The following is a 15,389-nucleotide window of genomic DNA, read 5'->3' on the forward strand; positions in this document are numbered from 1 at the left end:
AAGATAATAAAGGAATTAAGCTATGAATCAAATTATCCAGATTTTAAGCCAGCGCAAAGGCGATTTAGGAGTTGCTTTATTGCAGCATCTGCAAATATCGTTAGTTTCGTTGTTGATTGCAATGGTGATTGCCATGCCTTTGGCCTTTTGGACAGTAAAACACACTAAAATAGCAGAGGTATTATTGCAAGTTGCCAGCATTTTACAGACCATTCCGTCACTAGCACTTCTAGGTTTATTAATTCCACTCGTTGGGATTGGAACAGTGCCTGCCGTGATCGCTTTAGTGGTATATGCACTATTACCGATTTTTCAGAACACATACCTGGGATTAACTGAAATTGATCCGGCACTAGAAGAAGCTGCTGACGCATTCGGTATGTCACGCATGCAAAAATTACTTAAGGTGGAGTTGCCTTTAGCTATGCCGACAATCATTTCGGGTATTAGAACGGCCTTAGTTTTAATTATCGGTACTGCCACCATGGCAGCTTTAATTGGTGCTGGTGGCCTGGGCAGTTTTATTTTATTGGGAATTGACCGCAACAATACCGGACTAATTGTAATTGGCGCTGTTTGTTCTGGCGTTTTGGCGATTACTTTAAGCGCGCTCATTAAGTGGCTGGAACATGCCTCAGTTAAAACAGCTTTGGGAATATTAGGAGTTAGTGTCATCTTCTTAGCAGGAAGTGGAATTTATCAAGCTGTTGCCGGTCAGAAAGAAACAGTTACAATTGCCGGTAAGTTAGGTTCTGAACCAGAAATTTTGATCAACATGTATAAAGAGTTAATTGAACAAGACGATCCACACGTTCAAGTGACCTTGAAACCTAATTTTGGTAAAACTACCTTTTTATATACTGCTTTGAAAAACAATAAAATAGATATTTATCCAGAATTTACGGGAACTGTTTTGGAAACCTTTGCGAAGTCTCCGGTTAAAACGGCTGGTTTGTCTGAAAAAGAAACCTATGAAAAAGCAAAGAAATTAATGAATAAACAGGATAAGCTTACTTTGCTTAAGCCTATGGCGTACGATAATACATATGCCCTAGCAGTTAAAACTTCATTTAAAAAGAAAAATCGTTTAAGAAAAATCAGTGATTTGGCTAATATCACCAATCAGCTAAAAGGAGGAATGACATTAGAATTTATTGATCGTGGTGATGGGTTCAAGGGTATTAAGAAATTATACAAGATTGATTTCCCTGTTAAGTCAATGGAACCGGCTTTGCGTTACCAGGCAATTAATCAGAATAAAGTTAACATCGTTGATGCCTATTCAACTGATAGTGAATTGCGCCAATATCATTTGACTATTTTAAAAGATGATAAGCTTAATTTTCCTATTTATCAGGGCGCTCCCTTGATGACCAATGATTTTGCCCGCAAGCATCCGCAAATTGTCCGCAGCTTGAATAAGCTGGCTGGCAGGATTTCCGAAAAGCAGATGCAGGAAATGAACTATGAAGTTAATGTTAAAAATATGGATCCTGGACAAGTCGCACGTCACTTTTTATTAAAACAGCATTTGCTTAAGGAGAAGTAAGATGACTTCAGCAATTAAATTTGAGCATGTAAATAAAACCTTTGCTAAAAAAGTAGTAGTTAACGATCTTAATTTGGATATTCAGCAAGGCGAACTTTTCGTTTTGGTAGGAAACTCAGGCAGTGGAAAAACTACCTCGATTAAAATGATTAACCGTTTGGCAGATCCTAGTACGGGACAGATTTTAGTCAATGAGCGACCTACGACTGATTATAACGTTCAGAAATTGCGCTGGAAAATTGGTTATGTTTTACAGCAAATTGCTCTTTTTCCTAACATGACTGTTGCTAAAAATATTACTTTGATTCCGGAAATTCAAGGTGCTAAAGCTGATCTTACGGAAATGGCGGCAAATTTATTGGAAAAAGTGGGACTAAATCCCCAAGAGTATGCTCACCGTTATCCTCATGAACTGTCTGGCGGTGAACAACAAAGAATTGGCATTTTACGCGCGATTGCGTCAAAGCCACCGATTGTTTTAATGGATGAACCCTTTAGCGCCCTGGATCCACTTTCCCGCGCAAATTTACAAGAACTAGTTATTAATTTGCACAAACAGCTGCATAATACAATTTTATTTGTGACGCATGATATGAATGAAGCCCTGCACTTAGCTGACAGGATTGGCGTTATGAAGGATGGCAAATTATTACAGGTCGATCAGCCACAAGAAATCTTACGCCATCCGGCAAACAATTTTGTCAGGGACTTTTTTAAAGGCAGCTTAGGGAACAATTTATATGAAACACCATTAAAGCAAGCAGTCTTATTTAATGAATTTAAGCAAACTAGTTCTAATTCGCTGGCAGCAATGCCTGTAATTAATATTAATGAAAAAATTGCTGCATTACTGCTACTTTTGAGCCGTCAAAATGAGGTTGCCGTACAAAATAATAATGGAAAATATTTAGGCTTCATTGATCGCCAGTGGCTGATTAAATATTTGAACAATATTAATAGTTTAAAATAGGAAATGAGCTGGGAACTGTCCAGCTTTTTTAATAAAACGATAAAATTATGCTTGAATATTAGTAGTTTATTACAAAATTGACTAAAATATTAGACATAGATTCTGCTAAACTATATTTAGTGGAATAATGAAATAAACCGAAAATAATCAATAGATAAAAGAAGGGAAATTAGCCCTATGAAAATTTTAGTTGTTGACGATGATAAAGAAATCGTCGAGCTGTTAAGTATTTATCTTAAAAATGAAGGTTACACTCCAGTTGTTGCCTATAGCGGCAAAGAAGCAATTACGAAATTAACTACGACGCCAGATATTGCATTAATGATCTTGGATATCATGATGCCTAATATGAGCGGAATTGATGTTATCAAGGAAGTGCGCAAAGATTCTGATATCCCAATTATTATCGTATCAGCCAAAACTGGTGATATGGATAAAATTCAAGGTTTGATTACTGGAGCGGATGACTATGTTTCTAAGCCGTTTAATCCTTTGGAAGTAATGGCACGAGTTCGTTCACTTTTGCGTCGTAGCCAAAAGCAGGTTAAGGATGATGAACCAGATATTTTAGAGGTCGGACCACTGATTATTAACCGTGATTCACATGAAGTTAAGACAATTGATGGTAAAGACATTCAGTTGACTGCCCTGGAATTTGGCATTTTATATTTGCTCGCCAGTCACCCTAACCGTGTATTTTCAGCGGATGAAATTTTTGAACGGGTTTGGCAGCAGGAATCGATAGTTTCTGCTAAAACCGTTATGGTGCATGTTTCACACCTGCGTGACAAAATTCAATCGGCAACGGGTGGTGAAGATGTTATTCAGACCGTCTGGGGAGTAGGCTATAAAGTTGAGGCTTAACTAGATGAAAAAAGAAAGGGTCAAGCTGACAGCCGCGGAAAAAAGTGAGCTGTTTGCTGAAGGCGTTATAACGGTAGTTTTAGAGCTACTATTGAACCTGTCAGTGATTATTTTGATCAACTTGACAATTTTACAAGATAAAAACCTGGTTAACGGGATTTATTTTCTAAAAAAGACCATTACTTTTGCTGGCGGGCGCCACTTATGGTCCTGGCAGAATACCTTTATTATTTTCATGGGTATTGGTGATTTAATCGTTCTGTACTGGCGCTTAATTCGGCGCTATCATCAAATGCAGTTAAGACATGTTATTTCTGAACTGCATTATATTGCTAAGGGACATTTTGACCATACAATTTCTTTTAAAGTCAAAACTGATTTGCAAAAAGTAATTGATTCAATTAATTCGTTAGTGGATAGTACAGTAAATGCGATTAATGAAGAAAAAGCGATTGAAAAGTCAAAGGACGAACTGATTAGCAATGTTTCTCATGATATCAGAACGCCCTTAACTTCTATCATCGGCTATTTGGGTTTACTGAAATCGGGGGTGTCAAATCCAGCAGATCAACAAAGATATCTTAATATTGCATATATGAAGGCTGAACAAATGAAATCGCTCGCTCATGATTTGCTTGAGTATACAACGTTAAAATCAACTAGTACCAAATTAAATTTATCTTCTTTACATATTTTTTCTATGTTAGAGCAGGTTGCCGCGGGGTTTGAATTCGAGGGTCAGGAAAAAGGGATAGTATTTAATATAGAAGCAAGACCTAAGAATTTAACCATTCAAGCTGATGCGGAAAAGTTGGTACGTGTTTATAATAATCTCATCACTAATGCGCTAAAGTACGGTACAGGTGCAACACAAATTAACTTAATTGCTAATTTAGTTAATAACAATGAAGTTGAGTTACGGGTAGAAAACAATGGTGCTCAAATTCCCGAAGATTCGTTGAAAAAAATATTTGAACGTTTTTACAGAGTCGAAGGCTCCCGTAATACCCAAACGGGTGGCACCGGGCTAGGTCTATCAATTACCAAAAGTATTGTTGATCTTCATCAGGGCAAAATCCGCTGTGAATCTGACAAAGATTGGACCCGTTTCATTATTTGCCTGCCTTTAAACTTAAAGAGTGAAAAAACTCCAGCATAGCTGTGGTATAATTTTGACTGAGATAATAAATAGAGGAGTATAGCATGAGTATTTCTTTAAATACCTGTATTTTAATTTTAAAAGAACACCATCTGCTTAAATCGAGTGCTGTCCAAGATACTATATCTTCTAAGATGGAATATGTGTCGTATGACTCGCGTGACGTTCATACCAATACATTATTCTTCTGTAAAGGTGCTGGTTTTCGTCCCACTTATTTGTCAATGGCAAAGGCGAATGGTGCTAATTGTTATGTAGCAGAGCAACCCTATCCGGAAGGTAAGGGAATGCATGCACTGATTGTGCGCAATGTTTCCAAAGCGATGGCGTTATTGTCTGCGGCATTTTTCCGTTTCCCGCAAGACGATTTATATTTAATAGCTATTACTGGTACTAAAGGCAAGACTACAACGGCCTACTTTTTAAAAGGGATGTTAGATCAGGTAAACGGTGGTAAAACGGCGTTAATTTCATCAGTCAACACAGTTGTGGGGCCTAAAAAAGATGATACTTTTAAGTCAAGCTTGACTACGCCTGAATCACTTGATTTGTTCCGTGATATGCGAATAGCTGTAGACAACGGAATGACGCATATGGTTATGGAAGTTTCCAGCCAGGCTTATAAGAAAAACAGGGTATTTGGTCTGACCTATGACCTGGGCTTTTTCTTAAATATTACACCTGATCATATTGGACCCAATGAGCATCCCAATTTCGCTGATTATTTACATTGTAAGTTGCAGCTGCTGGTTAATGCTCGTAAATGTATTATTAACGCTCAGACTGATCATTTTCCTGAAGTTTACGCTGCGGCCATGACTACTACTGATCCAGACAGTATTTACTTGTTTGCTGACGAAAAATTTACTAATCCGGATCTGAAACAGACCATCGATTTTCGTTTTTCGACCCAAGAGCTTGATATGTCACGGACCCGGTTCCAGGTGTTGTGTGTTACCAGCAAAGCCAAGCAGCTTAAAATAGCTGGCGATTACCAGTTAAAGATGTTAGGTGATTTTAACGAATCTAACGGTACCGCAGCAGTAATTGGTGCAGGATTGGCAGGAATGAATTATGACGATGCTGCTAAAGGTATCAGTCAAGTTACCGTCCCTGGAAGAATGCAAACAGAAGTTACAAAGAAGCACGGAGTAGTGGTTGTGGACTTCGCACATAATGAAGCCTCAATGATGGCTCTTATGGGCTTTATGCAACGAGAATTTAATAATCCTAAAATTATTGTCGTTGTGGGGGCACCTGGTGACAAAGGAGTTTCTCGTCGTCCCGGTTTTAGTAACAGTCTGAATGCCTACGCTGATAAAGCCTTTCTGACAACAGATGATCCTGGCTTTGAAGATCCCATGGATATAGCACAGGAAATTGATGCAGGGATCGATCATTCTAAAGTTGATGTCACAATAGAACTAGACCGTAAGAAGGCCATTCATGATGCAATCAGTATGTCCAAGCAGGGTGATGTTGTTCTGATCTGTGGTAAAGGTGAAGATAGTTATCAAAAGGTCCGGGGAGTAGATACTCCTTATCCGTCTGATATTACAGTTGCACAACAGGTAATTGATGAACTTGAAGGGCAAAAAGAACATTTTAACGGTTAGAAAAGCAGGTATTAATGAAACATTTTTTTAGTATTATTGGTGGTATGGGTACCATTGCAACGGAAAGCTACGTCCGCATGATTAATCACCGTATAAAGATTACTAAAGATCAGGACTATCTGAATTATATTTTAGTTAATGATGCCCAAATTCCTGACCGAACGGCTTATATCAAAGACCATAGTCAGCCTAATTTTTTCAATGCCTTGTGTGATGATGTGCTCCAGCAAGCAATGCTAAAGCCTGATTTTTTCGTGATGCCATGTAATACTGCACATTTTTTTTATGATGACTTGGCTAAACTAACTGACATTCCTTTTTTGCATATGATGCGCATTGCCGTGCATAAGTTCGTAAATGATTATCCGGAAGAAAAAAAGATTGGTTTGATTGCTACAGAAGGTTCGATTTATGATCATCTGTACGAAGACGAAATTGAACAAGTTGGCCGTGAGGTAGAACTGGGTGGTCCTGAGATTCAACCGCTGGTTACTGAGCTGATTTATTCCAACATTAAAGAAAAAGGCGTAGTTGATGGCGAACTTTATCACCGCATATTACGCATAATGCATGATCAATATGGTTGTAATGTAATTTTACTTGGTTGTACTGAATTATCTTTAGCTCAGGAAAAGGCGCCAGATCATCCGTATAATGTTATTGATCCGCAAGTAATTATTGCTGATGTGGCAATTGAATTAGAACTAAAAATTCGTGCAGGGATGGATCCTAAGACTGCTATAGATAAATATATGTATTAAACAATACGTGTTGTTTAATACAAATTAAAATAGACTAGTAATCAATTTGAATTATTAGTCTATTTATTTTTCTTAAAAAGTGTTGACAATGTTGCCATCCGGTAGTAGTGTATTAGAAAAGTAATACAGATGAAAATGGGAGAGTTAAAATGTTATATCTTTTATATATATTTATTGGCATACTGATAATATTGACTACTAATTTAGCAGTAACAGCAATTTTGAGCATTAGAGATGCTTATCGCAATCACCTTAAAGATCATTTATCATTTGGCACTGCCTTCAAGAAATATTTTGGTAAAAATAATAATATCCCCCTTCATCTGTCTGATTGGAGACTATAAGGAATTATTTTATTTAAGTTTGCGCTTATCGTATATATAATTTTATAAAACAATAAATTGCTATTGCCGACATAGGATATCTATATTATACTGGAATAAGTTGAATACGGTTTCTTCGGGGCAGGGTGCAATTCCCTACCGACGGTGACAATTAATAATTGAAGTCCGTGACCCGCGTTTTGCGGTGGAACTAGTGCAAGTCTAGTACCGACAGTTAAAGTCTGGATGGGAGAAGAACAAACAAGATTAGACAGAAAACTCGCGTCGTTATTAAACTTCGCTGAAATCTTATTTGATGAATATAAAATAAGCCTCGTTGATTGAATCAACGAGGTTTTTTAATGCTTAGGAAGTGAAATTAGTGCAGGATAAGGATTATATGCAAATGGCAGTTCAAGAAGCATTGAAAGCTCAGGGAATGACTTGGACAAATCCTTTAGTTGGTGCAGTTTTGGTTAAAAATGGTCAGGTTCTAGCGACCGGCTACCACCATCAATTTGGTAAGGAACACGCAGAAGTTAATACACTCTCACACTTAGCTGACCCCCAGCAGGCACAAGGTGCAACTTTGTACGTCACGCTAGAGCCTTGCAGCCATTACGGCAAGCAACCTCCTTGCTGCAAAAAGGTCACTGAGGCCGGAATAAAAAAAGTTGTTATTGGTCAGGTTGATCCTCATCAAATTGTAGCTGGCAAGGGTATTGAATATCTAGAAAGCCATGGGGTGCAAACTGAGATAATCGGTGGTACAGAAAATTTAAACGTTGCTTATAACTTTTTTTATCACAAAAAGAGGCCTTTTGTGACGCTTAAATATGCAATGTCCATTGATGGCAAAATTAATGCAGCCGGGAAAACTAGAACAATTTTGACTGGGGATGCAGCTCAGGTGGATGTGCAAAAGTTGCGTTTGCACAACCAAGCAATTTTAATTGGGGCAAATACTTTGCGAATAGACAATCCACTTTTAACGGTCAGAATTAAGAATTTACCCCATCTACCTATTCGAATAGTGTTAACTAAAGATGCTAATCAGTTGGACTTTAACAGTCGCATGTTTAAGACACATGGTGAAATCTGGCTATTAAGTAGAAGTGAACTGACTCAAAAAGTAGCTGAAAATATTCGCTGCTTTACTGCTACTAAATGGACACCTTCAAAAATTGTGCAGCTTTTAGCCGCACATGAAATTCAAACATTATTAGTTGAAGGTGGCAGCAATGTCCAGAGTCAGTTTGTGGCAGCAAATTTGGCTGACGAAATAGTGACATACATTGCTCCTTTAGTTTTAGGCGGTACTGCATTACCTGCTGTGTTTGGCCAGGCTTTAGCAGAAAAGAGTGATTATCAACTTTTAGACGTTAAAAAATTCAATCAAGATGTCAGAATTCGCGTGAGGAGAAAAGAATGTTTACAGGAATAATTCAAACTACGGGAACGATAACCCGTTTGGAAATTAGTGAGCAACATGCAAGACTAGGTATTTGCGCTCCTAAATTAGTGCAAAAAGATTTGCCTTTAGGGGCAAGCATTGCCGTTAATGGTATTTGTTTAACCGTTACCGCTTGGAGCGATAATGACTTTGCAGTAGACGTGATGCCGGAAACAATGAAACGGACTAATTTGGGCAATTTGCAAAAAGGTAGTTTGATAAATTTAGAGCCATCACTGTCTTTGAACGGTAAGCTTGATGGTCATATTGTTGCGGGACATGTTGATACCACAGCTGAACTGGTAAAAAGGGATGAAAACGAAAATTCTATTGAGTTGGAATTTCAAGTACCACATAAGTATGCCCCCTTTATTGTTGAAAAAGGCTCAATTGCCATTGACGGCATTAGTTTAACTGTGACAATGGCGCAAAATGATCATTTTGGAGTAAGCTTAATACCTTATACCATACAAAATACTACTTTGGCTCACTATCAAGTGCATGACAAAGTCAATATTGAAGTGGATATGATTGGTCGGTACGCTGTCAAACAAATTCAAGCTTGGAAAAAGGAATTTTAATGGAGGAAAAAATGACAGAACAACTGAATGAAAAAATGCAAAAGGTATTGCAACATATGCTGACAGGTGGGTTGGTCATTGTGGCTGATTCGCCGCAGCGTGAGTCTGAAGGGGATATGATTGGTCTGGCTGAAAAGGTAACGCCTCAAGCAGTTAATATGATGATCACTAAGGCGCGCGGACTTTTATGTGTGCCGATGAGTAAGGCATACGCTGACCGTTTGCAACTGAAACCAATTGAAACTGGTTCGAACGATACTTTTGGCACGGCTTTTACTCTTAGTGTTGATTCTACTGAAACCACTACGGGAATTTCGGCTTTTGATCGTGCTAAAACTATTAAAAAACTGGCTGATCCTAATAGCCAGTGGGCTGATTTTTATCATCCAGGTCATGTTTTTCCTTTGGTAGCTAAAGAAGGCGGTGTACTGGAGCGCACAGGTCATACTGAAGCTGCTTTTGATCTGGCTAGATTAGCTGGGGTTGCACCTGTAGGCTTTATTTGCGAGTGCATAAAAAAAGACGGAACGATGGCCAGACGTAAAGACCTAAAGGCTTTAGCAGAAGGACTTGGTATTCCTTATTTGACCATTGAAGAGTTAATTGCATACCGCAAGAATATGGCAAACAAAGATTTAGAGATTGAATCCTTTACCAAGGTTGACTTTCCGACTAAATACGGTCATTTCCAGCTTGAAGGCTTCAGGGATAAAAAGCATCCTGAAAAGCAACCGACTTTGTTAATTAGTAAGGGTGAAGTAAAAAAAGGTGAGCCTCTTTTATTGCGGCTTCATAGTGAATGTTTGACTGGGGATGTTTTTGGTTCTAAGCGCTGTGACTGTGGCGCTCAGCTTGCCACAGCTTTAACAAAAATTGAGCAAAATGGATCAGGAGCGGTTTTATACTTGCGTCAAGAAGGTAGGGGAATTGGTCTAGAAAACAAGTTACGTGCTTATAAGCTGCAAGACGAAGGTATGAACACAGTTGAAGCTAACCAGCACCTTGGCTTGCCGGTTGACGCACGCCGCTATAATGTTGCTGCTGAAATTTTAAGACAAAAAGGCGTGAGCGAAGTTGAATTAATGACCAATAATCCGGACAAAGTGAATCAATTAGAAAATTATGGTATTAAAGTTATCAAAAGAATACCTGTTGAAGTAGGCATGACTGCCGAAAATAAGAATTACTTGGCAACTAAAAAGCATGAAATGAATCATATTTTAAACGAGGTAGATTAACATGAAAGAAATTATCGGCAACATTGCCCAGGGACAGGATAAAAAGATTGGTATTGTCGTTGCTCAATTTAATGGTGTGGTAACCGATCGTCTCCTTTCTGGAGCGATGGCACAATTAAAAAAATCGGGCGTGAAAGATGAAAATATTGTGCTTGTGAAAGTACCCGGTGCCTTTGAAATTGCTCGTACAGTCAACTGCCTGGCAAAGAGTGGCAAAGTCGATGGCATTATTGCATTAGGAGCTGTAATTAGAGGCGAAACAGCTCACTTTACCTATGTTTGTGAAGGTACTACTTCTCAGCTAGCAGCTGCATCAGCTAATGGACCGGTTCCGGTCATGTTTGGTGTACTCATGACCGACACGGTTGCACAAGCAACTGATCGTGCCGGCGGCAAGTCAGGCAATAAAGGTGCAGAGTGTGCCACGGATGTATTAGAAGTATTAAATATAGAAGAGCAAATAAAGCAACTATAATTTTTTAAGTGCACAATCCTAAATAAAGAAAAAACAGGTCATTTTTAGAAATAGAAGTGGCTTGTTTTTGGATCTTGATGGCTTTAAGTATCTTGCTATTAGTTGATTGATATTAAAATTATTAAATCTAATTTTAAAAACATATATGCATATATTATCCGATAACAGTAAAATTGTTATTTTAATTTATTATTAATCTTGATTTTATGGCTATTTTAAGCACTCTTATGAAAATAATTCTATTTGCAATGTTATTAAATGAAGTATATACTGAAATTGTAATAATATACATACTTTTTTAGTAGCAAGATTAGATTAATTTTATTATTGAGGTGAAAAATGAATAAAGGATTAGATCACAATAAGCGGACTGGAGCACTGCTTTTTAGCAGTTTAACGGCAGCTGCGCTTGGTTTGATGAGTTTGAATACTAATGTCGTAAAGGCTGATAGCAATTCAGGAACACAGGACACTGCGCAAAACTTTGATAGGAATGACGTTCGTGTTAAAACTCAAGTAGCAAACAATACTGTATCTCAAGTAAATAATCAGGTCGTTACTACTAATAATGCGAATACCACTGCACCAGAAGGAAATACTAATGGTACTACAGATAATGCAGATGAAACTCAAAATGGGAGTGTAGAATCACCGCAGGGCAACAATAAAAATTCCAACTCTCAAACTTCTGCTGGTAATGATCAACCAGAAACAGACATCACTAAGAATGAAAATAAAATTAGTACAAAAACTATTAAAACAGGTAAGTGGGGTAATGCTGACGTAAGGTACGATAGTGATACTAACGTATTAACTGTGAGTGGGAGTCATGATAAGGATAATCCGACTATTGTAAGTAATGCTGGTCTCGTAGCTGGATTTCTAGGTCAAGATGGACCAGACCCTGAGTGTACGCATGTAAAAAAGGTAAACTTTGACGGCTACTTTAAAGTTGTCGGCGATGTTAAGTCAGTTTTTATTCGTCTTAGAGGCCTAACTGATATTGAAGGTTTAGAAAACGTTGATACTTCGGAAGCAACCACCATGTATGCCTGGTTTAGTCAATGCAGTAGTCTTAAACATGTAGATCTTTCTCATTTTAATACCTCAAATGTTAAAAATATGTATTGTATGTTTGACCGCTGTACCAATCTCGAAGATCTTGACCTAAGTAAATTTGATACTTCCCAAGTCAAAGATATGTCATATATGTTTGTTGGTTGCAAAAGTCTCAAAGAATTAGATTTGCAGAATTTTAATACTTCCCAAGTCACAAATATGTCATGGATGTTTGCAGGGTGTGAGAGTCTTGAAAAATTAAATGTTACTAGTTTCAATACCGCTAATGTTAAAGACATGTCATTTATGTTTAATCACTGTGCAAGTTTGACTAACATTGATGTACACAGTTTTGATACTAAAAATGTTGAAAATATGAAAGCAATGTTTAGTATGTATTATTCATACGCCAGCGATACGAGTTCAGTATTCGGTTGGGATTCCAGCCTTGTCTCACTTGATCTTTCTAACTTTAATACTGGTAAAGTTACGGATATGTCATCTATGTTCTTCAAATGTACAAAGCTAAAAGACCTAAACATCTCTAGCTTTGATACCTCTCAAGTCACAAATATGATCAGTATGTTTAATGGATGTAATAAGTTAACATACTTAGACCTGCGCAACTTTGATACTGCAAATGTTACAGATATGTCATACATGTTTCGTGATACGAATAGTTTAGTTGGTTTGAATTTGTCAAGTTTCAATACTTCTAAAGTAACAAGCATGAGTCAAATGTTCTATCTCTACGCTAATCCTAAAGTAGATGGTAAATATCCTAAACTTTCGAACTTAAGGACTCTAGATATCAGCAATTTTGATATGAGTAGTAACGGTAACACCTATGATATGCTGAGAGGGCACCAAAACCTGCTAGTTTTGAAACTGGGAAAAGGAAACAAACTCGTTTCAATTATGGGTCTTGATACACCAGGAACTTGGTTAAATGTTGGAAAGAAAACAATGCAGGATCCTGAAGGCTCAGAAAAATGGTCATCAGATGAACTGATGAAAAATTGGCAAGTTGGTGCAAAAGATGAAACGTACGTGCGTAAAACTACAATAACAGCTCATTATCAAGATGAAAAGGGCAAGACGCTTGCGCGTGATGAGACTTACACTGGTACATACGGCACTTCTTATGAAGCTAAAGTCAAAGAAATTCCTGGTTACTTTTTACCGGTTATGCCGAAAAATGCTAAAGGACTGATAGGTGAAAACGTAGATGATATTATGTTTATCTACGAAAAGAAGAGCTCTAATGATAATTCAGGTTCAAACAGTTCCGGCTCAAATAATTCAGGTTCAAATAATTCAGGTTCAAACGGTCATGGAACAAATTCAGGGATAAATGATAATAATACTGTAGCAAGAGTTGAAGTTCATTATCAGGATGAGAACAACAATGAAATTGCTCCGTCTAAGATTTTAACTGGCGTTGTTGGTGAAGGCTACATTACCAAGGCTGTGGCTATTACAGGTTATACTCTTAAATTTAGACCTGTTAATGCTACCGGCTTCTTTAGCAGCCAGCCACAAACTGTTACTTATGTTTATTCGAGAAATGGTGTTATTCGAACTGTTCGTCATAATTCCTATATATATGACCAAAATGGTGGCCGTAAAGCTGGCGAATACTTTATTGGCAAAAAAATTAAAACCTATGGCAGTAGGCTTATTCAGAATAAGAAATATTACGAACTTGGAAACGATACTTTTGTGAAGGCTAATAATGTTACAGGTATTAAACGCAAACTTAAGCACAATGCTTATATCTACACCAAGAAAGCTAATAAGAAAGTAAAGCGTTCTGGTCGTAAAGTATTGAAAAAGAAACAAACGATCAGAACATATGGTGGAGCTATTAAAATGCATAATAAGCTGTACTATATTATTGGTAAGAATCGTTATATTAAAAAAGCTAATTTTTAGCAATTGAGAAATAATAATTAGAAAAGTTCTATCATAGTAAAATGACTTGATAGAACTTTTTTATATTTTGCTAAATTGCTGTATAAGGAAGAAGAAATTTAATTAGACCTGTTGCTTTTGCCTAAGCGATAATTTTGCACGTTAATACCAAAAATGCCAAAAACTAGTAATAACGAAATTCCGCTAGCAAGGAGCGTAAGAGCAGGTCGCTGCAGCACATTGGCAATTGCTGAAATTCCGACGGTAAAAAAGATATTTAACAGTGAACTGCCTAGTTGCAAAAAACTTGATTGAGCAGTCTGGACATTTTTACTGGTCCGTTTAATTCTGGCTTTGCTGCACCAATTACCGATTGGTAAAGTTTCTGCATAAATTAACACTGTACTAATGAACATGGTAGCGATTGTTTGTTTTAAAAAGAAAATGCCTAATGCTATTGTGGTGGTTAGAGTTAAGGTGCAAAGTAACCAGAAGTAGTTGTCAAAGCGAATAAGCACAGCTCCTAATAAGAGGCCACTGACCACGGCAAGTAGCAGCCAGTATACTTGACTGTATGTAGGATCAATTGCTTTCCAGAAGTAAATCATCAGTCCGTTAAATACAGATTGGAGAGCACCATTAAACATGGCCACAATAATTGTTGCGCGTAAGCCTTTATTAGTAATAATATTGTGCCAGACTTTGACCAGATGGGTTATGGTTTTAAAATTGCTTTTATCTTTAACAAAATGCCTTTGGTGTAAAGCTAGAGCTAGAAAAATGTTAATGAAAAAACCGCTGCTTGCTACTAAGAGAAAATATAAATAATTGCGCGTAGTCAAAATCAATACTGCTATTGCAGCTACACTGGCTATATTACCGATCAGACCAGCTATAGAATTGTAGTTAATGGTTTTTTCGAGAGAATTATCAGTCAGAAGAGATTTTAAATTTCCCGTAAATGATAGTCCTTCAACTAAACTGAACATTGTAATGCAAAGGTCAACCAGAATATATAAGGGAACAAAGTATTTTTGGGGAAAAGTAAACGGCAGTAATAAGAACAAACACAGAAAGATATATATCAAAATTAACATGCGGCGTTTGTCGACATTATCAAGTTTTGATCCAATAAACAGGACACTCAAAATAAGTGCCAAGGAACTAATACTTGATATCAAGCCATTAACAACGATATTATCTGAATATTCACGAATAATTAGTGCACCACCTATTCCAACTAGAATACTGCCAAAATTCGATAGCAGGTTGATTAGTGGTAATAATATTTGATTGCGCTTGAGAAATTTATTACTGTCCATTTTTGTCACGCTTTCATGTAATATAATAAAAAGCGTAACATGTAGTAGTTTTGCCAGTAGCAGAAGTGACACAAAAGGCCCTTTTCATTAGTTAAAATGGCCTTT

Annotated in this window: 13 protein-coding genes and 1 riboswitch; of the genes, 12 read left to right on the forward strand and 1 reads right to left on the reverse strand. The window is 37.3% G+C overall.

Annotation, left to right across the window (positions count from 1 at the left end; all coding sequences use genetic code 11):
• The first annotated feature begins 22 nt into the window (after positions 1-22).
• From F5ESL0260_RS01500 to F5ESL0260_RS01555, 12 genes are all read left to right on the forward strand, one after another.
• Complete coding sequence (locus tag F5ESL0260_RS01500) at positions 23-1,549, forward strand: ABC transporter permease/substrate-binding protein (RefSeq protein ID WP_122025614.1); 1,527 nt, start codon at positions 23-25, stop codon at positions 1,547-1,549.
• A 1-nt stretch (position 1,550) separates the two neighbouring features.
• A complete protein-coding gene (locus tag F5ESL0260_RS01505; RefSeq protein WP_122025615.1) occupies positions 1,551-2,519 on the forward strand; it encodes an ABC transporter ATP-binding protein in 969 nt (322 codons plus the stop codon).
• 177 nt (positions 2,520-2,696) lie between these two features.
• Complete coding sequence (locus F5ESL0260_RS01510) at positions 2,697-3,383, forward strand: response regulator transcription factor (RefSeq protein WP_046324244.1); 687 nt, start codon at positions 2,697-2,699, stop codon at positions 3,381-3,383.
• A gap of 4 nt (positions 3,384-3,387) precedes the next feature.
• A complete protein-coding gene (locus tag F5ESL0260_RS01515; protein WP_046324245.1) occupies positions 3,388-4,542 on the forward strand; it encodes a cell wall metabolism sensor histidine kinase WalK in 1,155 nt (384 codons plus the stop codon).
• A 44-nt stretch (positions 4,543-4,586) separates the two neighbouring features.
• On the forward strand, positions 4,587-6,158 hold the full coding sequence (locus tag F5ESL0260_RS01520; RefSeq protein ID WP_122025616.1) for a UDP-N-acetylmuramoyl-L-alanyl-D-glutamate--2,6-diaminopimelate ligase: 1,572 nt from the start codon (positions 4,587-4,589) through the stop codon (positions 6,156-6,158).
• Between the two features lie 14 nt (positions 6,159-6,172).
• Positions 6,173-6,919, forward strand: a complete 747-nt coding sequence (locus tag F5ESL0260_RS01525; protein ID WP_122025617.1) for an aspartate/glutamate racemase family protein — start codon at positions 6,173-6,175, stop codon at positions 6,917-6,919.
• 149 nt (positions 6,920-7,068) lie between these two features.
• Positions 7,069-7,263, forward strand: a complete 195-nt coding sequence (locus F5ESL0260_RS01530) for a hypothetical protein (protein WP_122025618.1) — start codon at positions 7,069-7,071, stop codon at positions 7,261-7,263.
• Between the two features lie 107 nt (positions 7,264-7,370).
• Positions 7,371-7,504, forward strand: a riboswitch (FMN riboswitch).
• 120 nt (positions 7,505-7,624) lie between these two features.
• The gene (gene ribD, locus F5ESL0260_RS01535) at positions 7,625-8,686 is read left to right on the forward strand and encodes a bifunctional diaminohydroxyphosphoribosylaminopyrimidine deaminase/5-amino-6-(5-phosphoribosylamino)uracil reductase RibD (RefSeq protein WP_199700495.1); all 1,062 of its coding nucleotides are present in this window, start codon (positions 7,625-7,627) and stop codon (positions 8,684-8,686) included.
• On the forward strand, positions 8,671-9,276 hold the full coding sequence (locus tag F5ESL0260_RS01540) for a riboflavin synthase (protein ID WP_122025619.1): 606 nt from the start codon (positions 8,671-8,673) through the stop codon (positions 9,274-9,276). The genes ribD and F5ESL0260_RS01540 overlap by 16 nt, the downstream gene beginning before the upstream one ends.
• Before the next feature lie 11 nt (positions 9,277-9,287).
• Entirely contained in the window at positions 9,288-10,514 is a 1,227-nt protein-coding gene (gene ribA / locus F5ESL0260_RS01545) for a GTP cyclohydrolase II (RefSeq protein WP_122025682.1), read from the forward strand.
• A 1-nt stretch (position 10,515) separates the two neighbouring features.
• Positions 10,516-10,989: a 6,7-dimethyl-8-ribityllumazine synthase gene (ribH, locus tag F5ESL0260_RS01550; RefSeq protein WP_122025620.1), complete on the forward strand. Its 474-nt coding sequence runs from the start codon at positions 10,516-10,518 to the stop codon at positions 10,987-10,989.
• A gap of 339 nt (positions 10,990-11,328) precedes the next feature.
• Positions 11,329-13,983, forward strand: coding sequence for a BspA family leucine-rich repeat surface protein (locus tag F5ESL0260_RS01555; protein WP_122025621.1), 2,655 nt, complete (start codon positions 11,329-11,331; stop codon positions 13,981-13,983).
• Positions 13,984-14,081: 98 nt separating this feature from the next.
• Here the strand turns inward: F5ESL0260_RS01555 and F5ESL0260_RS01560 are convergent, their stop codons facing one another.
• Positions 14,082-15,284 (reverse strand): hypothetical protein, encoded by a 1,203-nt coding sequence (locus F5ESL0260_RS01560; RefSeq protein WP_122025622.1) that lies wholly within the window; start codon positions 15,282-15,284, stop codon positions 14,082-14,084.
• Positions 15,285-15,389 lie beyond the last annotated feature (105 nt).

Origin of the sequence: Lactobacillus sp. ESL0260, assembly GCF_003692935.1 — a bacterium.
Lineage (GTDB): Bacteria > Bacillota > Bacilli > Lactobacillales > Lactobacillaceae > Lactobacillus > Lactobacillus melliventris.

Excerpts from the sequence above, each read along its gene's own strand:
- F5ESL0260_RS01500 (WP_122025614.1), top strand. The coding sequence starts at position 23 with ATGAATCAAATTATCCAGATTTTAAGCCAGCGCAAAGGCGATTTAGGA.
- F5ESL0260_RS01505 (WP_122025615.1), top strand. The coding sequence starts at position 1,551 with ATGACTTCAGCAATTAAATTTGAGCATGTAAATAAAACCTTTGCTAAA.
- F5ESL0260_RS01510 (WP_046324244.1), top strand. The coding sequence starts at position 2,697 with ATGAAAATTTTAGTTGTTGACGATGATAAAGAAATCGTCGAGCTGTTA.
- F5ESL0260_RS01515 (WP_046324245.1), top strand. The coding sequence starts at position 3,388 with ATGAAAAAAGAAAGGGTCAAGCTGACAGCCGCGGAAAAAAGTGAGCTG.
- F5ESL0260_RS01520 (WP_122025616.1), top strand. The coding sequence starts at position 4,587 with ATGAGTATTTCTTTAAATACCTGTATTTTAATTTTAAAAGAACACCAT.
- F5ESL0260_RS01525 (WP_122025617.1), top strand. The coding sequence starts at position 6,173 with ATGAAACATTTTTTTAGTATTATTGGTGGTATGGGTACCATTGCAACG.
- F5ESL0260_RS01530 (WP_122025618.1), top strand. The coding sequence starts at position 7,069 with ATGTTATATCTTTTATATATATTTATTGGCATACTGATAATATTGACT.
- F5ESL0260_RS01540 (WP_122025619.1), top strand. The coding sequence starts at position 8,671 with ATGTTTACAGGAATAATTCAAACTACGGGAACGATAACCCGTTTGGAA.
- ribA (WP_122025682.1), top strand. The coding sequence starts at position 9,288 with ATGACAGAACAACTGAATGAAAAAATGCAAAAGGTATTGCAACATATG.
- ribH (WP_122025620.1), top strand. The coding sequence starts at position 10,516 with ATGAAAGAAATTATCGGCAACATTGCCCAGGGACAGGATAAAAAGATT.
- F5ESL0260_RS01555 (WP_122025621.1), top strand. The coding sequence starts at position 11,329 with ATGAATAAAGGATTAGATCACAATAAGCGGACTGGAGCACTGCTTTTT.
- F5ESL0260_RS01560 (WP_122025622.1), bottom strand. The coding sequence starts at position 15,284 with ATGGACAGTAATAAATTTCTCAAGCGCAATCAAATATTATTACCACTA.